Here is a 19,056-nt window from a genome sequence, read left to right as displayed (position 1 = left end):
TGGATCAGCCCAGCCGGATCACGCCGTAGTCGAAGCCCTTTCGCCGGTAGACGACACTCGGCCGGCCGGCCTCGGAGTCGTTGAACAGGTAGAAGTCGTGGCCGACCAGCTCCATCTCGTAGAGAGCCTGGTCCACCGTCATGGGGTCCGCGGCGTGTTGCTTCTCGCGGACGACGCGGCCGGGCTGATGGCCCAGGTCCTCGTCTTCCCATCGCCCCTGCCGGGGAATGTCGCCCGCACTCGTCGCCGCGAAACCGTTCACCATGGGTTCGGTCGCGTCGGGTGCGTCCAGTACGGCCGTGCCCATGGCGGGCCCGGCGACGGCATCGGATCCGCCGACCATCGACGTCGCCTCGGCGACCGATTCAGGACGGCTGCGTCCGTAATGCACGCGCCTGCGGTCGTGTGTCCGCCGGAGCCGGTTTTCCAGCTTGGTGACGGCGGAGTCGAGCGCTGCGTAGAAGTCGGCTGCGCTCGCTTCCGCGCGAACAGCCGGACCGCGGCCCTTCCCGGTGATCTCGACGCGCTGGCAGCTCTTGGCCTGCCTGCGGTTGGGCTCGTGGAAGAGCTCCACGTCGTAGCGGATGACCTTCTTGTCGTAGCGCTCAAGGCGGGCCAGCTTTTCGCTGACAAGCGCCCGGTAATGCTCGGGCACCTCCACGTTGCGGCCCTTAACGACGATGTCCATACACGACCTCCCTCGCTGAGGAAACTGCGAGCTGTTGTGTTCTCACGGCACCGGTACTGAACGGCTACTGCACGGGTTCGGCGGGCTGATAAAGAATTCGCGACCGGATCACGACGTCTCGTGGCGGTAGCGCGAACGCGGACTCAGCGGGCCGCCGGCGCCAGGGACATGGGCTGCACACCTCCCTGCCTGCGGGTTTTGCTGATAGCGGAGCACGTTAGCTTCATCACGCCGTCCGCAACAGCCCCCGAGCCGGGGGATGTCACGATCCGGGAACTCGTCACGCGGCGCAGTGAATCATGCGTGCGCAGCCCGGAACCGCCGCTCGGAAGGCCGAGCGCGCGTGCCCAAGTTTCACGCGGACGGCGCAACAAAGCGGCACCTCGGACGCCGAGGGTGACCGGCCCCTTCGGCACAGCCGCCACCTCGGTGGACTGCCCCGGTGCGGGGGTGATTCCGGCCCTGACCCTCATGCCCGGACAACGGGCGGCGAGGGCAGGAGGTTCCCTCTTGACATCACTCGTGTAGGTGACACCTGGCGGTAGTGGTCGTTCGAACGCGAGTTGCCTCCCTGGCGAGAAAGCGGGCGGAAGTTTTCGGGCGGACCGTTTTTGGAATCGTTCCGTTGTGGACAGGCGCGGAGCGGACGATCGGTTTCCGCGCAACCGGATTTCGGTTTCCGGGCTCGCGGGACTCGGTGCGCGGCGGATTCGCGGCGGCCAGGACGCGTTCGGGTTTCGGACGTGGGACAGGCTCCTTTCAGACTGTCGCCAGCAGGGCGAGTACCGCCACCACCGGCACGCCCGCGTTTTTCAACGCCGTGACGCAAGCGGCGGACGTGGCGCCTGTGGTGATCACGTCGTCCACCACCACGACCCGGGCACCTGGCGGCGGACGGCCTGCCGCGGCGAACCGCAGCCGCCCCTCCAGATTGGCCATCCGTTCCGCCCGGCTCAGCCCGACCGCGTCCCGTCCGCCCTTCAGCACCAGGGCAGGCGCGACATACGCCCCCGTCAGCCGGGCGGCTTCCGAAGCGATCCGCTGGACGTGTGGACCTCCACGCACCCGCGAAGCGACCCGCCGGCTCGGCGCCGGAACGAGACACCACGGACTCGCGCGAGGACCGCCAGAAGGCAACGCCATCAGCCCAGCCGCCAGCACGCGGCCCAAAAACGGGGCCACATCCCGACGGCGACGTTCCTTGCAGGCGATCAAGGTCCGCTTGGCGACACCCGCGTAGCGAGCCAGGGCATAGGCGGGAACCAAGGCCGCCAGCGGCGCGCGAAACACCGCAGTGGGGGACCCCCACGTCGTGGCGCATCCGGCGCACACGGCCGCGCCGCGGGTCTCACAGCCCGCGCAGTAGGTGGGCAGAAGCAGGTTCAGGAGCAGTCTCAGCAACATGACTCCGAGTGTGCACCCGACCACCGACAGTTTTCGGCCGTGCGGGCACCGGAGCCGGAGCATCACCCCGGATAGAACGGATCCGCGTTCTGCATCGTGTGTGCCTGCGGCCGCCACACCTCGCCCAGTTCGGTCGCCGTCCACAGCCCTCCGGCGTCCGCGACGACGATCGGCTGGCTCGGGGCGGACGCGACCGCCCGCACCGGCGCGGTGAGGTTCGAGCTGTTGTAAGCGTCCATCCGCCGTCCGTCGATCGAGAGCCGCTGGACCGGCTGCGAGGGCGAGGACGTCGCGGCCACCAAGGTGTCCGGCGTCGAGCCCCAGTCCACGTCCAGCACGTCGGTCAGCACGCCGGGCTGCAGCACCCGCGGCTCGCGCAAGGTGACTGTGTCGCCGCTGCGCACCACCGACGCCACGACCAGCTGGCCGTTCACCGTCGCGGCCACGCGAGCGCCGTCGCGGGAAAGCCGCAGGACACCGATCTGCCCCAGGGCCAGCAGATCGTTCGCGTTGACGCTCTGGCGCAGCCAGTGGCCGTTCGGATCAAGGACCATCCGCGCGATGATCGAATGGTCGACGACCGTCCACACCTCGTTCGACGGCCCGGCCCCGCTCTGCGCCGGACGCCAGGTCGGGCGGCTCAGCGAACCGCCGCCAAGCTCGACCGTCGGCAGGTCGCGGCCGAGGTCGCCGATGCGCAGCCGTACGCGGTCGCCGTCCTGCTCGACCACCGCGAGGCGTTTGCCGTCGATCGACTGGGCCGCGCTCACCACCGGGTACGCGCCGTTGCCCACCGCGCCCGCGATCGGCGCGCCGTCGCTGAGCGAGCGGACGCGGCCGCCGACTGTCATCAGGCCGTTCGGCGACGACGAAGCGTTGTACGAGGGCAAATCGCTGCCGCGCCAGTATTCGTGGCCGGCCACGAGCGGCGCGCCGTCGGCGAGCAGCCGGATCCGGGTGGACGTGACAGTCTGCATCGACAGCACGATCTGCGCGGCGATCAGCGACCGCGTCTCCGGGCCGACGCCGGCGAGCCCGCTCAGCTGCACGGTCAGCGAGCCGTCGTCGTTGGTCTTCACGTTGTTCTCGAGCGACACCCCGTCGCCGAACAGGTTTTTCACCGCGCCGGTGAGCCCTGCGGACGGGCCCTGGAGGATCAGGTCCATCACCCGGCCCGGCATGCCCGACTGCGGTTTCGCCGGGACGTAGCGCAGGTCCGGCACGAAGGATCCGGAGTCGGCGGAGTAGAAGCTCACCGAGACCGGGTTGTAGTTGCCGTCGAACTCGTCGTCGGTCACCAGCAGCACCGGCGGGGGCGGGCTGGAGATCCGCCATTGGCCGTCGGCCTGCTTGCGCACCTGGAAGGTCTGCTCGGCGGGGCCGCTGCCGGGGATGAACGCGGAGTCCGCGCTCAGCGTGCCGAGCACCGAACCGCGCACGGTGACCGTGCGGACGTTCGGGTCCGGCGCGCTAGCCGACGGAGTGGACGTCGTGGTGGCGCCGGTGCTGGCCGTGGGGTCGTAGACCGTGCTGAAGGTCTTGTCGATGATCGTGAACGAGCGGTTCGGCCGCCACGCGCCGCGCTGTTTGTCGTCGAGGAACGCCCGCGAGGCCGCGTTGCCCGACCGCGGATCGGCGTTGGCCTTGATGAACAGCCGCACGATGTCGAGCGGTTCGGCGTTGGCGGGCGGTTCCGGCGCGTTGTTGGCCTGCTGTGGCGCTTTTTCGACCGACACCACGACCGGCAGCGATTCCTGCGGAACGTTCGCGCAGCTCACGAGCACCAGTGCGCAGGCGAGGAATACGAGCACTCGCCTCACTGACCGACCTCCTCCCGGTCCGGAGCCGGATCGGCGAGGATCGCCTCCGGCGCGGGGTGCAGTTCGGCGACCGACGACGGCGACAGCGTGATCTCCGAAACGGCGTCCGGCGGCGGCAGCACCAGCGGGCTGTCCGCGATCGGCACGCCTTGCCTGCGCGGCACCACGAGCCGGAAGCACGCGCCGTGTCCCGGTTCGCCCCACGCGTCGAGGACGCCGCCGTGCAGCCGCGCGTCCTCCTGGCTGATCGCGAGGCCGAGCCCGGTGCCGCCGGTGCGCCGGTTGCGCGACGGGTCGGCGCGCCAGAACCGGTTGAACACCAGCTCGGCCTCCCCCGCCCGCAGGCCGACGCCGTAGTCCCGGACGGTGATCGCGACCGCGGACTCGTTCACCGCGACCGTCAGCACCACCGGTTTGCCCTCGCTGTGGTCGACGGCGTTGGCCAGCAGATTGCGCAGGATCCGTTCGATGCGCCGCGCGTCCACCTCGGCGGAGGTGTCCTCGTCCGGCAGCACCAGTTCGACCGCGCTGCCCGCGGTCCCGGCGAGCACCCGCACCTGTTCGACCGCGCGCGTCGCGATCGGCCGCACGTCGATGTACTCCGCGGACAGCTCCTCGACGCCCGCGTCGAGCCTGCTGATCTCCAGCAGGTCGCCGAGCAGCGCCTCGAACCGGTCCAGCTCGTCGACCAGCAGTTCGGTCGAGCGGGCGAGGCCGGGCGGGAACTGCTCGCGCGACGCGTGCAGCACGTCGGCGGCCATCCGCACGGTGGTCAGCGGGGTGCGCAGCTCGTGCGACACGTCGGAGGTGAAGCGGCGCTGGAGCCCGCCGAATTCCTCGAGCTGGCGGATCTGGTTCTGGATGCTGGCCGCCATGCTGTTGTAGGACACCGCGAGTTTGGCGAGGTCGTCCTCGCCCACGACGGCGAGCCGCTGGTCGAGGTCGCCGCCCGCGAACTGCTCGGCCGCCGCGACGGCTTGCCGGACTGGCCGCACCACCTGGCGGACCACCAGGTTCGTGATGCCGGCGAGCAACAGCAGCAGCACGATCCCGGCGACGAACAGCGTGTTCTGCACCGTCGACACGGTGGTCTGCTCGCTGGTGAGCGGGAACAGCAAATACAGCTGCAGCGGACTGGCCGCGGTCGCCAGCGGGGTGCCGACGATCAGGTACGTGGTCCGGACGCCGTTCTCGTCGACTGTGTGCTCAAGCCGCGCGAGGTGGTCGGCCTCGACGAACTGGCGCAGCCGCTCCGGCACCGAGGGGAACGGCCCGACGTACACCGGATCGGTGTCCGATTGGCCGCGGCCGACGCTGGCCAGCACCGGCTCGAAGGTGCCCGCGGTGGAACCCGCGCGCGACGAGGACGTGGTCGAGATCTTCTTGAGCGCGTTCTGCAGGCGCGTGTGCAGCGCCTCCGGGGACTCGCCGCCGATCCCGACCAGTTCGCGCGCGGCGGTGTCGGCAAGGGCCTGGGTCTGCTCGATCGCGGCGCGGCGCTTGGTGTCCAGCAGCCGTTCGGTGATCTGGTTCTGCAGGACCATGCCGAGCACGAACACCACGGCAGAGGACAGCGCGAGCGTCGAGATCGTGACGCGGAACTGCAGCGAGTGCTTCCACAGTTCGTTGAACGCCACCGCGCGGCGGCGTGCGAAAACCACGACCCGGGCCGACAGCCGAGCCGTGGCGCGGGCGGCGGCGCGAAGCCGCCCCGCGAAACCGGTCATCGCACGCTCACGGCGGGCCGGCCTTGTACCCGACTCCGCGCACCGTCAGCACCACCTCGGGGTGCTCCGGGTCCTTCTCCACCTTCGAGCGCAGGCGCTGGACGTGCACGTTCACCAGCCGGGTGTCGGCCGCGTGCCGGTAGCCCCACACCTGTTCCAGCAGCACCTCGCGGGTGAACACCTGGCGCGGCTTGCGGGCCAGCGCCACGAGCAGGTCGAATTCGAGCGGCGTCAGCGGGATCGCCTTGCCGTCGCGGGTGACCTCGTGTCCGGGCACGTCGATCGCCAGATCGCCGATGGTGAGCGATTCGGCGGGCTCGGCCTCGGTGCGGCGCATCCGGGCGCGCACGCGAGCGACGAGTTCCTTCGGCTTGAACGGCTTGACCACGTAGTCGTCGGCGCCCGACTCGAGCCCGAGCACGATGTCCACGGTGTCGCTCTTGGCGGTGAGCATGACGATGGGCACGCCGGACTCGGCGCGGATCGCCTTGCACACGTCGATGCCGTTCATGCCGGGCAGCATGAGGTCGAGCAGGACCAGGTCCGGTTTCAGCTCCCGCAGCGCGGGCAGCGCCCGCGAACCGTCCGCGACCACCGCGGTGTCGAACCCTTCGCCGCGCAGGACGATGGTGAGCATCTCCGCCAGCGCCGGGTCGTCGTCGACCACCAAGACACGTGCCTTCATGACCACATGTTCGCACTACCGCCCGCACCCGTGCGCACGACCCGCGCGTTTGACCACCGGAAAGATCAAGATCACCGACCCGGTTGGGCCATCCGGACGCCTCGCGCGTCCGGCCGCGACCGGATTCGCCCGCTCAGCCGAACAGATCGCAGCCGAACGGTTACTGTTGCGCTATGCGGAACCAGGACTCGGGAAACGCAACGGGAAGCGCGGTGCAGTCCGTCGACCGGGCGATCACCGTCCTGGAGCTGCTGGCTCGCAACGGCGAAACCGGCATCACCGAGATCGCCGGAGAGCTGGGCGTGCACAAGTCCACCGCGTCCAGGCTGCTGAGCGTGCTGGAGGCGCACGGGCTGGTCGAGCAGCTGGGCGAACGCGGCAAATACGCGATCGGATTCGGCGTCGTCCGGCTGGCTGGCGCCGCGACCGGCCGGATGGACCTGGCGAAGCTCGGCAGGCAGACCTGCCAGACGCTCGCCGAGGAACTGGGCGAGACGGTCAACATCGCGATCGCCGACGACGGCGTCGCGATCAACATCAGCCAGGCGCGCGGTTCGGCGGCGATCACCACGCAGAACTGGACCGGGCAGCGCACGCCGCTGCACGCCACGTCCAGCGGCAAGGTCCTGCTGGCCGCGATGGACGACGCCGAGCGCAAGCGGATGCTCGCGCACGAACTGGAGCAGTACACGCCGCGCACCACGGTCGACCGGGACGAGCTGGCGGCCGAACTGGACCGCGTCGCCGAGGACGGTTACGCGGCCTCCTTCGAGGAGCTGGAACTGGGCATGCACGCGGTCGCGGTGCCGGTACGCGGCCCCGGCGGCGAAGTCGTCGCGGCGATGAGCGCGTCCGGCCCGTCCTACCGGCTCTCGAAACAGCGGATCCGGCAGATCGTCGCGCCGATGGCGGACGCGGCCCGGGAGCTTTCCGCTCAGCTTGGCTACTTTTCCGCGTGAACCCGGCGGCCGCGGCGGCTCTCTTGACAGCACGCCCGCGATCCCGCAATTTGTGAGTTGCAGCAGACGGAACATCGATCTCCATCCGCAACGCGTCCGTTCCCCGGCGGGGGCGTTCCGGCATGCCTGTCTCGTCCCGAGCCGGGCCGTCGCGACGGCCGGCAGGCAGGAGGTACCTCGCGATGGCAGTGCGACCGCGGGTGGTTGTGCTCGGCGCCGGGCTCCTCGGCTGCGCGGTCGCCGACGAGCTGACCGAACGCGGCTGGACGGACGTCACCGTCCTGGAACCGGAACCGGCGATCGCTTCGGCCGGACCGGGGCTGCTCTTCCGCACGCACGCCGACCGCACGGCGTCCGAGTTCGCCAAGTACACCGCGGAGAAGTACAGCGGGCTGACCGTCGACGGCGGCTGGTGTTTCCAGCCGGTCGGGAGCCTGGAACTCGCGACCACGCCCGAGCAGCTTTCCCGGCTGCGGCAACGGCTTGGCTGGGCGACGTCGTCCGGCGTGCGCGGCTATCTGCGCGAACCGGGCGAATGCGCCCAGCTGCACCCGCTGCTCGACTCCGCGAAGGTGTTCGGCGGCCTGCACATTCCCGGCGACGGGCTCGTCAAACCGATCCGCGCGGCGCTCGCCCAGGCGCGCCGCGCGAAGGAGCGGGGCGCGAGATTCCTTACCGGACAAGAGATTGTCGAGATCGTGCGCACGGCGGGCCGGGTGACCGCGGTGGCGACCGCGACCGATCGGTTCCGCGCAGATGTGATCGTCTCGTGCGCCGGAGTGCGCGGACCGCAGTTCGGCCGGCTGGTCGATCTCGCCGTCCCGGTGGTGCCGATCGCCGTCGACCACGCACGCACCACGCCGTTGGCGCAGCTCGCCGGGGACAACGACCACTTCACCGAGGCGGACAAACCGATCCTGCGCGGAGCCGGGCTGTCGCTGCGGGAGCACGTCGACCGGCTGGGCATCAGCGCACTGGGCCCGGTCGAAACCGACGCCGCGTTCGCTCCGGCGGGCTTCGAGGAGTCGTGGACGGCCGCGCTCGGATTGGTGCCCGCGCTCGCCGACGCGAAGGTCGAGGAGGGCGTCCGGCAGCTGGTCCCGGGGACGCCGGACGGGTTGCCGCTGCTGGGCGAACATCCGGACCTCGACGGGTTCTGGGTCGCCGAAGCGGTGGACTGCGCGTGGTCCGCCGGGGTCGCGCGAGAGCTGACACGCTGGCTCATCGAGGGGCAAGCGCATCTCGACCTGCACTCCGTCGACCTCGCCCGGTTCGACCGGCTGCAGCTCGCACCCGGCCGCGTGCGGGAGCGGAGTTTGGCGGCGGCGGGCCATCAGCGACCGGTGACGGAACTGCTGCGGACCACGCCCTGTTACGAGCGCGAAGTCGCGCTGGGCGCGGAGTTTCGCGAGGAAGACGGCTGGGCACGACCGCAGCGGTACCCCGCGGGAGGACGCGCGGAGGCCGTCGCGGCTCGAAGCCGGGTGGCGCTGTTCGACCTGACCACGCGGCGACGGCTGGAGATCACCGGCCGCGGCGCGCTGCCGTTCCTGCAGACGATGACGACGAACCAGCTCGACCGGCCGTCCGGGTCGGTCACCACCACGTTGCTGCTCGGCGAAGACGGCGGGATCCGCAGCGAGCTGACCGTCGCCCGGCTCGGCGTGGAGCAGTTTCACGTCGCCGCGCACCATCATCGGGACGTCGCCTGGCTGCGCCGTCATCTGCCCGGCGACGGCTCGGTCCAGCTGCGCGAAACCACCGGCGGCACCTGCTGCCTCGGCTTGTGGGGGCCGCTCGCCGAACAGGTGCTGCCCGAACTGTCCACATCGGACTCCCGGGCGTGGCGGACGTACGTCGGCGACGTGCCGGTCACCGTGCTGCGCGTGTCTGACGTGGGCGAACCCGGCTGGGAACTGCACACCGGCGCGGATCTCGGCCGGTCGCTGTGGGACGCGCTCTGGTCGGCCGGGCAACCGTACGGGATCGTCGCGGCCGGCGAGGACGCGCTGCGCAGCCTCCGGATGGAGGAAGGGCACCGAACCTGCGGCATCGACGTGACCACCGAGCACGATCCGTACGAGGCGGGCCTCGGCTTCGCGGTGCGGATGGACAAGGGCTATTTCCTCGGCCGCGACACGCTTCTCCACCGTTCCCCCTCGACCGTCCGGCGGAAACTGGCGTGCTTGACCGTCGACAGCGCGCATTCGGTGCTGCGGGGCCGGGAGCCGGTGTACGTCGACGGCCGTCCGGCGGGATACGTCACGAGCGGCGCGCATGGCTACACCGTCGACAAAAACCTGGCCTATGCCTGGCTTCCCGTCGAGGACGCCCGGCCGCGGACGCCAGTGGAAATCGAGCACTTCGGGAAACGGCTCTCGGCGAAAGTGGCCGCGGAGCCGTTGAGGAGCAGCGAATGACGCACTACGACGTGATCGTGATCGGTCTCGGCGGCATGGGCAGCGCCGCCGCGTACCGGCTGGCGCGACGGGGCCAGAAGGTGCTCGGGATCGACCAGTTCGCGCCGGTGCACAACCTCGGTTCCAGTCACGGCGGTTCGCGGATCACGCGGCAGGCGTATCTCGAAGGTCCGGATTACGTACCGCTGCTGCTGCGCGCGCACGAGATGTGGGACGAACTCGAACGCGACTCCGGACGGTCGCTGTTCACCCGCTGCGGCGCGGTGATGGGCGGGCCGCCGGAGTCGCGCACGATCGCGGGCAGCACGCTTTCCGCGGAGAAGTTCGACGTTCCGCACGAAATCCTGGACGCGGCCGAGATCCGGCACCGGTTCCCCACCATCACCCCGGCCGAGGACGAGGTGGCGCTGTGGGAACCGGGCGCCGGTTTCGTGTCACCCGAGGGAAGCGTCGCCGCACACCTGCAACTCGCCGCGCGCCACGGCGCCGAACTGCACCACGAGGAGCAGGTATTCACGTGGACCAGCACGGAAACCGGCGTGCGCGTCGGCACCGCTTCGAGCTACTACACCGCCGAGCGGCTCGTGCTGTGCCCCGGCGCGTGGGCGCCCGTGCTGCTCGCGGACCTTGGCGTCGACTTCGAGGTGCGCCGCCAGGTCCAGTACTGGTTCGAACCAGCGGACGTCCGGCCGTTCGTCGATCATCCCGTCTACCTTTGGGAAACCGCTGAAGGCGGCCAGTTCTACGGTTTTCCCGCGCACACCGCACAAGGCGTCAAAGTCGCCGTGCACCTCGGCGGCACGCCGTGCACCGCCGACACGATCGACCGGCGGATCCACGACGACGAGGTACGCGCGGTCGCGGACGTCGTCGGCTCCCGGATCCCGGCGCTCCCGGCGGCCTTCCGCCGCGCGGCGACCTGCCTTTACACGAACACCCCGGACGAGCACTTCGTGATCGCCCCGCATCCGAAGCATCCGCGCGCAGTGGTGGCGTGCGGGTTTTCCGGGCACGGGTTCAAATTCGTGCCGGTGGTCGGGGAAATCCTCGCCGACCTGGTGGTGGACGGCGCGACGCGGCACCCGATCTCGCTGTTCGACCCGGCGAGGTTCACGCCGTAGCGAAGTAGTGCTCTTCAGCCAGGTCTTCAAGCAGGCCAGGGTGTTCCGGCTGCCAGCCGAGGAGTTCACGCGTGCGTGCGGCGGACGTCGGCGCGTCCGACTGCACCATCGGCGCCAGAAACGCGAAGTGCGCCGCGGCCTCTTCCGGTGCGATGGACTTCGCCGGGACACCGAGCCGCGCACCGATCGTCTCGGCGATCTGCCGAAGCGAGACGGCTTCGTCGCCGACGGCGTGCAGCATGGCCCCGGCCGGAGCCTTCTCCAGCGCCAGCCGGTAGAGCCGGGCCGCGTCGAGCGTGTGGCCGGCGGACCAGCGGTTGGCGCCCTCGCCGACGTACGGCGAAACACCGGCCGCGCGGGCGAAACGGATCATGGTCGGGACGAAGCCGTGCTTGTCGAGCGAACTGTGCACGGACGGCGGCAGCCGCACGACTGACGACCGGACACCGCGGTCAGCGAGCCCGAGCACATAGTTCTCCGCGTCCACGCGCGGGCCGCCGGGGAGCCGGTCGTCCTCGGTGCCGGCGCGGCCAAGTCCGGCGAACATCAGGGTTCCGGAGGTCGAGACCAGTGGCTTGCCGGTGCCGGCGAGGGCTTCGCCGAGCGCTTCGAGCGCGGAGAGGTCCGCGTCGACCGCGCTGGCGAACTCGCCGCTGGCCATCAGGTCGTGCTTGAACGCCAAGTGCACGACTCCGTCCGCCTCGGCGGCCGCCGCGCGCAGGCCGTCGAGATCGTCGAGGTCGCCGCGCCGTACCCGTCCGCCGCGTTCGGCGAGCGCCGCGGCGGAGGCGTCCGACCGGGCGAGCCCGACCACCTCGTGTCCGGCGGAGAGCAGTTCGGGAACGAGGGCCGAGCCGACGTGGCCGCTGGCCCCGGTGACGAAAACCCGCATGGGCTGTCCTTCCACAGTTGATGACACCTAGTGCCATCACCGTACGCCTGATGTCATCCGGTGTCATCACCTAGACTGGACGGCATGGGCCGCTGGGAACCGAACGCACGCCAACGCCTGGAGAAGGCCGCGCTCGACCTGTTCACCGAACGCGGCTACGACCTGACCACGGTCGCCGAAATCGCCGAACGCGCCGGGCTCACGAAACGGACCTTCTTCCGCTATTTCGCCGACAAGCGCGAAGTGCTGTTCGGCGGGCAGGAGGAACTGACCCGGCTGTTCTCCGAGGGCATTGCCGGGGCGCCAGCGGGCGCGACGCCGCTCGAAGCGATCGGCAGGGCATTGGATGCCGTGGCGGGGATTTTCACCGGCGAGCGGCTGGCTCAGGCCCGGGCGCGGCAGCCGGTCGTGGCGGCGAACAGCGAACTGCTCGAACGCGAATTGCTGAAGCGCACCAAGATGGTCCAGGCCATGCACGACGCACTCGCCGCGCGCGGAGTCAGCGAGCCGACCGCACGCGTCGCGGCGGAATTGGGCTGCCTCGCGTTCGGGACGGCTTTCCACCGCTGGGTCGAAGCAGGCAACCGACGGGAATTCGGCGCGCTCGCGGTCGAAGCACTCAGCGAATTGCGCACCGCGACCGCGGCCCTGGGCTAAGCGAGCAGGGATTTCGCCAACGTCGGCAAATCAACGCCAGCCACGCCGTCCAGCACATGCCACGGCGCGAGCCACGAAGCCGCGGCCAGTTCGTCGTACACCTCGGCACAACGCTGCTGCAGCGAATCGTCCGACTCGAAGGCGTCCCGCGCCCGCGCCGCGTCCGATTCCGCGCGGCGCACTGCCCGCTCGGCAGCGACCTCCGGACTCACCCGCAGCAACAGATGCGCGTCCGGCCGCGGCAAGCCGAACCGCGTCACCTCGAGGTCCCAAACCCACTGCACCACAGCGCCGTCCGCGTGCTCGCGCAGGCGCGCGGCGGCGTACGCGGCGTTCGAAGCGACGTAACGATCCAGCAGGACCACGTCGTTGGCCGCGAGCAGCGCGCGGATCTCGTCGGCCGCACCGCTGCGGTCGAGGGCGTAGAGCAGTGCCATCCCGTACACCGAGTCGGCGAGATCGCCGTGCCCGCGATGCAGCGCTTCCCGCACCAGATCGGCGTGCACGCTGCGGCCGTAACGCGGGAAGGCGAGACTGCCGACGCTCGCGCCGGCGTCTTCCAGCGCAGCAGTCAGCCCCTCGGACAGCGTCCGCTTGCCCGCGCCGTCCAGACCTTCGATTACGACCAGTCGCCCCACGCCGTCGAAGATACTTGGTGGCGCGCTCAGGCCGTCTCGCGGCGCGCTCGGACGTAGCCGAAGTAGCCCACCGGCACCGCGACCAGCAGCCCGGCGAGGCAGAGCAGCGGAATCCAGTCGTCGCCGTGCGGCTGCGCGGGCGTGCTCTGGCCGCCGTCCCTCGGCACCACCTCGCTGCGAGGTGCCGCCGTAAGGTGGGCGTTGCCGGTGTCAGCGGGCTGCGCCGCGCCCGCGCCCGGAGCCGACACCGGCAACGCCAGGCCCGTGAACGCCGTGAGGAGCAGCAAGCGTCCGACGTGCCTTCGGCAAGTGGTCGAGGACCGCCGGACCCGCCCGGCAGTGCTCTCCACGTGATTCGGTTTCCCTGTACCCACGACGCACCTCCCGCCTAGACGTGGCCAGTGGTGGTCACAACGGTGAACTGGTCGATCACTCCGAGCAAGATGCCCGTCCGGCAACGAGGGTGTTCCGGGTCGGCGGTGGAATACGGAACGGTTACCCTTCCGTGGCCAAGCACACCAAACGGGGGCCGGACCCGTGACCGCGCGCTGCTAACGTGAACGTTCCGCGGCATTCACGCCCAGCGCACGGGCGGCGTTGAAGGGACAGCGGTGGCACGAGACGGGGATGGCCCACTGATCATGGAACCTGGCCGGCGCGGCGCGAGTGAACTGCCGCCCGAGCTCGGCGAAGCACTGCGATCCGGAGAATTCCATCAGGCGCTGCGGCTCGCGATCGCGCATCGCGGCCTGTCGCTCGCCCGGCTGCGGGCGCATCTCGCGCTCCGCGGCGTCCACATCGGACAGTCGACGCTGAGCTACTGGCAGCGCGGACTGCGCCAGCCGGAGGTGCCGAAGGCGCTGCCCGCGGTCCGCGCGCTGGAGTCAGTGCTGCAACTGCCCGCGGACTCGCTCGTGGTGCTGATCGGCCCGCGCACGGCCCGTCCACGCGGGCACCAGGCCGCGGCGTCGTTCCACGACCTGCGCTCGGGCGAGATGGGCGCGATCGTCGAACAGCTGATGAGCGACCTCGGCGCGCCGCCGACGTCCCGGCAGTCGAACTCCGACCTGGAAATGCTGTCGGTGCACGACCAGATCACCATCGACGAACAAAAACATCAGGTGAAATTCCGGACCCGGCTGGTCACCCGCGCGCGGCGGCACGGACCGGACCGGTACGTCGCGGTCTACAACGGCGACCCCGGCTGCCGGATCGACGACGTCGAACTGATCACCGCGGAAGGCTGCCGCGTCGGGCGGATCCGCAGGCATCCGGCGCGCGAGACGATGGCGACGGAGCTGCTTTTCGACCGGAAGCTCGCCGAGGGCGAGATCCACGTTTTCTGCTTCGAAATCCACGACAATTCCGCCGTGACGTTCCCCGGGTACTACCGGATGCTGCGCGACCAATGCGCGAGCTATCTGCTGCAACTGCAGTTCGCGCCGACCGCGATGCCCGCCCGGATCACCCGCGAGGTTCGCGCCCGCGACGACGCCCTGCCGGTCGAGGCGGAGGAATTGCCGTGCGACACCGGCGGAGTGACGAGCGGGTATTTCCGCGACACCGGACCAGGGCTGGCCGGCATCGCGGTGGAATGGAACTGACTCAATCGCCGGCGGACGCGCCCGGTCCATTCACCGCGTACCGGGCGGCGGTGGTGCGGACGGCCTCGTCGACTACCTGAGCGACGCGTTCGGCGCTCACTTCCCAGTCCGGCACCAGAAGTGCCGGCCAGAAGACGTAGTTGGAGATCATGCCCAGGAACTGGGTGGCGGCGAGGTCCGCGTCCTCGATCCGCACCGTTCCCGCCTCGTGCTCAGCCAGCAGATAGCTGCGCACGGACTCGAAGCAGGGCATCTTGCCGCGCGAAAACTGCGCATGGGCCAGCTCAGGGAATCGCGGCAGCTCCGCGATGACGATCCGGAACAGGTCGGTCATCTGGGCCCGGCCCAGCAACTGGGCGTACCGGCGGCCGATGACGCTGAGCCCGTCGACGACGTTGCCCGCGGGCGGCGGATCCTCCTCGTCAGCGGTCGACCATGACTCGGTCACGATGGCGTCGAACAGCGCGGCTTTGCTCGGAAACTGCTTGAACAAGGTGGCCCGCGAAACGCCCGAGCACTCCGCGATCTTCGCCAGCGACGTCCGGTCGTAGCCCAGTTCGAGAAACAGCGCGGTCGCGGCCGCCACGATCAGCGCGCGCTTTTCCTCGGCGACGCGCTGGTGATACGTCGGCACGACCTTGTTCATGGGCCGAGCATACGAGGCGAGTGGCTTGACTCACCACTGCGGGCGGCCTAGCTTCAGAGTGGTGAGTCGACCGACTCACCACCCCTGCGCCGAAGGACCATCCGATGTCCCGCTTCGACAACCAGACCGTGCTCGTGACCGGTGGAGCCGGCGGCCAAGGCTCGAGCCACGTACGCGCCTTTCACGCGGAGGGAGCGAACGTGGTGATCGGCGGCATCGACACACAACGCGGCACCGCTCTCGCCGACGAACTCGGACCCCGCGCCCTCTTCACCCGCCTTGACGTAACCGACGAGAGTTCGTGGTCTGCCGCCGTGCTAGCCGCCGAAAGCGCCTTCGGCGCCTTGAACGTGCTCGTCAACAACGCGGGCGTGCAGAATCCGCCGGCCACAATCGAGAACACGGACCAAGCGACGTGGGCGCGCATCCTCGACGTCAATCTCACCGGGATCTTCCTCGGGATCAAGATCGCGACCCCCGCTTTGCGCCGCGCAGCGGGAGGAGCCATCGTCAATGTCGCCTCGATCATGGGCCTCGGCGGCACGGCGCACTACGCGCCGTACGTCGCCAGCAAGTGGGCCGTGCGGGGCCTCACCCGAACGGCTGCACTCGAACTCGGTCGCGACCGCATCCGCGTGAACACCATCCACCCCGGCGTGATCTCGACCCCCTTCATCCACGAACCAGCGGCAGGCGCCACCGCGGCGATCGCCGACTTCTACTCGCCCGAGCCGTTCGCCGTGCCCCGGCTCGGGGAGCCTGCCGACGTCACCCGGCTTCTCCTGTTCCTCACGTCATCGGACGCGTCGTTCGTCACGGGGTCGGAGTACGTCGTCGACGGCGGGCTCCTCCTCGGCCCCGCCCTTCCGGCCGAGGCCGCATGAGCAGTCCAGACACGACCGGGGCGAACGACTCCGCACGAGCCATCCGGCCGCGCCAGAAGCCTCTCAAGATTGGCGAGTTCAACACCCTGAACCGTGAAGAGCCGTTTACCCGTCCACCCGCTGCGGCGTGCCCTTGGTGATCCGCACCAGTTCGTCGAACGTCGTCGGAAAGACGGCGTTCGGCGTACCGGCCGCCGCCCACACCTCGCTGTACTGCCGCAATGCCTCGTCGACCACGGTCTCCAGCGGAGCCGGATGCCCGACCGGCGACACCCCGCCGATCACCTGCCCCGTGGCCGCGCGCACCTCGTCCGGCTTGGCCCGGCGGATCCGGCCGCGGTGGAGCCGCGCGGCGAGCGCTTCGACGTCCACGCGGTGCGCGCCGCTGGTCAAGACCAGCAACGGGGCGTCGTCGGCCATGAAGACCAGGCTGTTCGCGATCGCGCCGACCGGACAGCCCAGCGCGTCCGCCGCCTCCGCCGCCGTCCGGGTGGACTGCGGGAGAGTTCGCGCCCGGCCTTCGACGCCCGCCGCGTCGAGCGCGTCCTGCACGTTTTGCACTGCCGACATCTGCACACCTCCAGCTGTTCTGTAAATAGAACACTAGACTAGGCCCAATGTCGACGTCACCCGCCCCGGACGGCCGCGCCCTCGCCGCGGCGGTCGGTACCCGCATCCGGACGCTGCGCACCCGCGCGGGCGTCGGCCTGACCACGCTCGCCGCCGACAGCGGACTCGGCAAGGGAACGCTGTCAGAGCTGGAAAACGGACGCCGCAACCCGACCCTGGACACACTGTTCGCCATCGCCACCGCGCTCTCGATCCCGTTGAGCGACTTGCTCTTCGGCGACGACGGCGTAGCCGAGGCACACGGCGACAGCGTCGCGGCGACCCTCCTCGGCCGATGGGAGGACCCCGATGGCGTGACCGAGGTGTACCGGCTGACGATCCACGAGCGGGTTCAGGTGTCGCATCCGCACAGCCCCGGGGTGCGAGAGGTGCTGACCGTGCTCACCGGAACGGCGGAGGTGGGCCCGGCTGACGCGCCGGTGACGGTTTCCGCGGCGGGGACGCATACGTTTATCGCAGAAACGAACCATGTTTATCGCGGAATCGGCGGACCGGCGACGGCGGTGCTGACGATGCGGTATCCACGTTAGCTATTCAGGAGTTCAGCGACATTTGCCGGTCACCACTCGGCCCTGGTCCAGTCGAGTGCCTCATTGACCGCAGTGGCCCACCCGACGAGAGTCGCTCGCGCCCTCCGCAACAAAGCGCTCAAACTATTCCGTTGCAGACAAAGCCGCCCCGAAACGAATTTCGGGGCGGCTTCAGCGTCAGCGATCAGTAACGGTAGTGCTCCGACTTGAACGGGCCCTCGACGTCGACGTCGATGTATTCCGCCTGTTCCTTCGACAGCTTCGTCAGCTCGCCGCCCAGCGCCTCAAGGTGAATCCGCGCGACCTTCTCGTCCAGTTTCTTCGGAAGCCGGTAGACCTCCTTGTCGTACTCCTCGGTCTTCGTGAAGAGTTCGACCTGCGCGATGACCTGGTTCGCGAAGCTGTTCGACATCACGAAGCTCGGGTGCCCGGTCGCGTTGCCGAGGTTCAGCAGCCGTCCCTCGGACAGCACCAGGATGCTCTTGCCGTCCGGGAAGACCCACTCGTCGACCTGCGGCTTGATGTTCACGCGCCGCACGCCGGGGTAGCGGGCGAGGCCGGCCATGTCGAGCTCGTTGTCGAAGTGGCCGATGTTGCCGACAATCGCCTGGTGCTTCATCCGCGCCATGTGCTCGACCATCACCACGTTCTTGTTGCCGGTGGTGGTCACGTAGATGTCGCCCTCGTCCAGCACCGTCTCCAGGCGCTTGACCTCGTAGCCGTCCATCATCGCCTGCAGTGCGCAGATCGGGTCGATCTCGGTGATGATCACCCGGGCGCCCTGGCCGCGCAGCGATTCCGCCGCGCCCTTGCCGACGTCGCCGTAGCCGCAGACCACCGCGACCTTGCCGCCGATCAGGACGTCGGTGCCGCGGTTGATGCCGTCGATCAGCGAGTGGCGGATGCCGTAGCGGTTGTCGAACTTCGACTTCGTCACCGAGTCGTTGACGTTGATCGCCGGGAACAGCAGCTCGCCCGCGGCCGCCAGCTGGTACAGCCGCAGCACGCCGGTGGTGGTCTCCTCGGTGACGCCCTTGACGCTCTGCCCGATGGCGGTCCACTTGCCCTTGTCCGCCGCGACCGACGCGCGCAGCAGCTCCAGGAAGACCTTCCACTCTTCGGGGTCCTCGTCGTCGGCGGGCGGAACCACGCCCGCCTTCTCGTACTCGGTGCCCTTGTGCACCAGCATGGTGGCGTCGCCGCCGTCGTCGAGGATCATGTTCGGGCCTTCGCCCTCCCACGTGAGCATCCGCTCAGTGCACCACCAGTATTCCTCGAGCGTTTCGCCCTTCCACGCGAACACCGGGACGCCCTTGGGCTCCTCGGGCGTGCCGTGCGGTCCGACGACGACCGCGGCCGCGGCGTGGTCCTGGGTGGAGAAAATGTTGCACGAAGCCCAGCGCACCTCCGCGCCGAGCGCCACCAGCGTCTCGATCAGCACCGCGGTCTGCACGGTCATGTGCAGCGACCCGGCGATTCGCGCCCCGCGCAGCGGGTAAACCTCAGCGTATTCGCGACGCAGCGCCATCAGGCCGGGCATCTCGTGCTCGGCGAGCCGGATCTCCTTCCGGCCGAACTCGGCGGCCTCGAGATCGGCGACGGCGAATTCGATGCCGCCCCGGGTGTCGTGCCGCTTGACAACGCTTTCGGGGGTCATAGTGCGGTTCCTCCAAGGTTTGATGGCACCTGAACAGTACCGTTGTCGGCTCGACCCTGACTCGAACGGATGAGGAGAGAATCACCGTGCCCGC

Annotated in this window: 18 protein-coding genes; 7 read left to right on the top strand and 11 right to left on the bottom strand. The window is 69.6% G+C overall.

The features are described from left to right. Positions 1-4 precede the first annotated feature (4 nt). The 5 genes from hpf to mtrA form a co-directional block, all read right to left on the bottom strand. Positions 5-688: a ribosome hibernation-promoting factor, HPF/YfiA family gene (gene hpf / locus H4281_RS06935; protein ID WP_182890001.1), complete on the bottom strand. Its 684-nt coding sequence runs from the start codon at positions 686-688 to the stop codon at positions 5-7. Positions 689-1,447: 759 nt separating this feature from the next. Next, positions 1,448-2,092 (bottom strand): ComF family protein, encoded by a 645-nt coding sequence (locus H4281_RS06930; protein WP_182890000.1) that lies wholly within the window; start codon positions 2,090-2,092, stop codon positions 1,448-1,450. Positions 2,093-2,154: 62 nt separating this feature from the next. Beyond that, positions 2,155-3,912 (bottom strand): LpqB family beta-propeller domain-containing protein, encoded by a 1,758-nt coding sequence (locus H4281_RS06925; RefSeq protein WP_182889999.1) that lies wholly within the window; start codon positions 3,910-3,912, stop codon positions 2,155-2,157. Next, positions 3,909-5,639, bottom strand: coding sequence for an MtrAB system histidine kinase MtrB (gene mtrB, locus H4281_RS06920; protein ID WP_182889998.1), 1,731 nt, complete (start codon positions 5,637-5,639; stop codon positions 3,909-3,911). The genes H4281_RS06925 and mtrB overlap by 4 nt, the downstream gene beginning before the upstream one ends. 7 nt (positions 5,640-5,646) lie before the next feature. After that, positions 5,647-6,324: an MtrAB system response regulator MtrA gene (gene mtrA / locus H4281_RS06915; RefSeq protein ID WP_037355684.1), complete on the bottom strand. Its 678-nt coding sequence runs from the start codon at positions 6,322-6,324 to the stop codon at positions 5,647-5,649. A gap of 173 nt (positions 6,325-6,497) precedes the next feature. Here mtrA and H4281_RS06910 point away from each other — a divergent pair, with 173 nt between their 5' ends. From H4281_RS06910 to solA, 3 genes are all read left to right on the top strand, one after another. Then, positions 6,498-7,283 carry an IclR family transcriptional regulator gene (locus H4281_RS06910; protein ID WP_182889997.1) on the top strand — a complete coding sequence of 262 codons (786 nt, stop codon included), beginning with the start codon at positions 6,498-6,500 and terminating at the stop codon, positions 7,281-7,283. 182 nt (positions 7,284-7,465) lie between these two features. Then, on the top strand, positions 7,466-9,703 hold the full coding sequence (locus H4281_RS06905) for an FAD-dependent oxidoreductase (protein WP_182889996.1): 2,238 nt from the start codon (positions 7,466-7,468) through the stop codon (positions 9,701-9,703). Then, positions 9,700-10,824, top strand: coding sequence for an N-methyl-L-tryptophan oxidase (solA, locus tag H4281_RS06900; RefSeq protein WP_182889995.1), 1,125 nt, complete (start codon positions 9,700-9,702; stop codon positions 10,822-10,824). Before H4281_RS06905 ends, solA begins: the two co-directional genes overlap by 4 nt. Here the strand turns inward: solA and H4281_RS06895 are convergent. After that, a complete protein-coding gene (locus H4281_RS06895) occupies positions 10,814-11,716 on the bottom strand; it encodes an SDR family oxidoreductase (RefSeq protein WP_182889994.1) in 903 nt (300 codons plus the stop codon). The two genes, solA and H4281_RS06895, sit on opposite strands and share 11 nt — an antisense overlap. Positions 11,717-11,800: 84 nt before the next feature. Here H4281_RS06895 and H4281_RS06890 point away from each other — a divergent pair, with 84 nt between their 5' ends. Beyond that, positions 11,801-12,373, top strand: a complete 573-nt coding sequence (locus H4281_RS06890) for a TetR family transcriptional regulator (protein WP_182889993.1) — start codon at positions 11,801-11,803, stop codon at positions 12,371-12,373. On the opposite strand, the gene H4281_RS06885 is transcribed toward H4281_RS06890, so the two are convergent. Together H4281_RS06885 and H4281_RS06880 are read right to left on the bottom strand one after the other, a co-directional pair. Continuing rightward, a complete protein-coding gene (locus H4281_RS06885) occupies positions 12,370-13,011 on the bottom strand; it encodes a dTMP kinase (RefSeq protein ID WP_182889992.1) in 642 nt (213 codons plus the stop codon). The two genes, H4281_RS06890 and H4281_RS06885, sit on opposite strands and share 4 nt — an antisense overlap. Positions 13,012-13,037: 26 nt before the next feature. Then, the gene (locus H4281_RS06880; RefSeq protein ID WP_237597180.1) at positions 13,038-13,298 is read right to left on the bottom strand and encodes a hypothetical protein; all 261 of its coding nucleotides are present in this window, start codon (positions 13,296-13,298) and stop codon (positions 13,038-13,040) included. 354 nt (positions 13,299-13,652) lie between these two features. On the opposite strand from H4281_RS06880, the gene H4281_RS06875 reads away from it, so the two are divergent. After that, on the top strand, positions 13,653-14,615 hold the full coding sequence (locus H4281_RS06875) for a hypothetical protein (protein WP_220506772.1): 963 nt from the start codon (positions 13,653-13,655) through the stop codon (positions 14,613-14,615). 1 nt (position 14,616) lies between these two features. Here H4281_RS06875 and H4281_RS06870 read toward each other — a convergent pair whose 3' ends face one another. Beyond that, positions 14,617-15,261: a TetR/AcrR family transcriptional regulator gene (locus H4281_RS06870; RefSeq protein WP_182889989.1), complete on the bottom strand. Its 645-nt coding sequence runs from the start codon at positions 15,259-15,261 to the stop codon at positions 14,617-14,619. A 104-nt stretch (positions 15,262-15,365) separates the two neighbouring features. On the opposite strand from H4281_RS06870, the gene H4281_RS06865 reads away from it, so the two are divergent. Continuing rightward, a complete protein-coding gene (locus H4281_RS06865) occupies positions 15,366-16,145 on the top strand; it encodes a glucose 1-dehydrogenase (protein WP_182889988.1) in 780 nt (259 codons plus the stop codon). 105 nt (positions 16,146-16,250) lie between these two features. Here the strand turns inward: H4281_RS06865 and H4281_RS06860 are convergent, their stop codons facing one another. Continuing rightward, the gene (locus H4281_RS06860; RefSeq protein WP_182889987.1) at positions 16,251-16,715 is read right to left on the bottom strand and encodes a YbaK/EbsC family protein; all 465 of its coding nucleotides are present in this window, start codon (positions 16,713-16,715) and stop codon (positions 16,251-16,253) included. Positions 16,716-16,762: 47 nt separating this feature from the next. Between H4281_RS06860 and H4281_RS06855 the strand changes: the two genes are divergently transcribed. Beyond that, a complete protein-coding gene (locus H4281_RS06855) occupies positions 16,763-17,305 on the top strand; it encodes a helix-turn-helix domain-containing protein (protein WP_182889986.1) in 543 nt (180 codons plus the stop codon). Between the two features lie 184 nt (positions 17,306-17,489). On the opposite strand, the gene ahcY is transcribed toward H4281_RS06855, so the two are convergent. After that, positions 17,490-18,962, bottom strand: coding sequence for an adenosylhomocysteinase (gene ahcY / locus H4281_RS06850; protein ID WP_182889985.1), 1,473 nt, complete (start codon positions 18,960-18,962; stop codon positions 17,490-17,492). Positions 18,963-19,056: the final 94 nt, after the last annotated feature.

It is taken from the genome of Amycolatopsis dendrobii, assembly GCF_014145675.1.
Classification (GTDB): Bacteria; Actinomycetota; Actinomycetes; order Mycobacteriales; family Pseudonocardiaceae; genus Amycolatopsis; species Amycolatopsis dendrobii.
The sequence above is the reverse complement of the archived record's forward strand: the minus strand, read 5'-3'. Positions and strand labels throughout refer to the sequence as shown.

Bases quoted from the DNA above. Each gene is read 5' to 3' on its own strand.
- hpf (WP_182890001.1), bottom strand. From the start codon at position 688: ATGGACATCGTCGTTAAGGGCCGCAACGTGGAGGTGCCCGAGCATTAC.
- H4281_RS06930 (WP_182890000.1), bottom strand. From the start codon at position 2,092: ATGTTGCTGAGACTGCTCCTGAACCTGCTTCTGCCCACCTACTGCGCG.
- mtrB (WP_182889998.1), bottom strand. From the start codon at position 5,639: ATGACCGGTTTCGCGGGGCGGCTTCGCGCCGCCGCCCGCGCCACGGCT.
- mtrA (WP_037355684.1), bottom strand. From the start codon at position 6,324: ATGAAGGCACGTGTCTTGGTGGTCGACGACGACCCGGCGCTGGCGGAG.
- H4281_RS06910 (WP_182889997.1), top strand. From the start codon at position 6,498: ATGCGGAACCAGGACTCGGGAAACGCAACGGGAAGCGCGGTGCAGTCC.
- H4281_RS06905 (WP_182889996.1), top strand. From the start codon at position 7,466: ATGGCAGTGCGACCGCGGGTGGTTGTGCTCGGCGCCGGGCTCCTCGGC.
- solA (WP_182889995.1), top strand. From the start codon at position 9,700: ATGACGCACTACGACGTGATCGTGATCGGTCTCGGCGGCATGGGCAGC.
- H4281_RS06895 (WP_182889994.1), bottom strand. From the start codon at position 11,716: ATGCGGGTTTTCGTCACCGGGGCCAGCGGCCACGTCGGCTCGGCCCTC.
- H4281_RS06890 (WP_182889993.1), top strand. From the start codon at position 11,801: ATGGGCCGCTGGGAACCGAACGCACGCCAACGCCTGGAGAAGGCCGCG.
- H4281_RS06875 (WP_220506772.1), top strand. From the start codon at position 13,653: ATGGAACCTGGCCGGCGCGGCGCGAGTGAACTGCCGCCCGAGCTCGGC.
- H4281_RS06870 (WP_182889989.1), bottom strand. From the start codon at position 15,261: ATGAACAAGGTCGTGCCGACGTATCACCAGCGCGTCGCCGAGGAAAAG.
- H4281_RS06865 (WP_182889988.1), top strand. From the start codon at position 15,366: ATGTCCCGCTTCGACAACCAGACCGTGCTCGTGACCGGTGGAGCCGGC.
- H4281_RS06860 (WP_182889987.1), bottom strand. From the start codon at position 16,715: ATGTCGGCAGTGCAAAACGTGCAGGACGCGCTCGACGCGGCGGGCGTC.
- H4281_RS06855 (WP_182889986.1), top strand. From the start codon at position 16,763: ATGTCGACGTCACCCGCCCCGGACGGCCGCGCCCTCGCCGCGGCGGTC.
- ahcY (WP_182889985.1), bottom strand. From the start codon at position 18,962: ATGACCCCCGAAAGCGTTGTCAAGCGGCACGACACCCGGGGCGGCATC.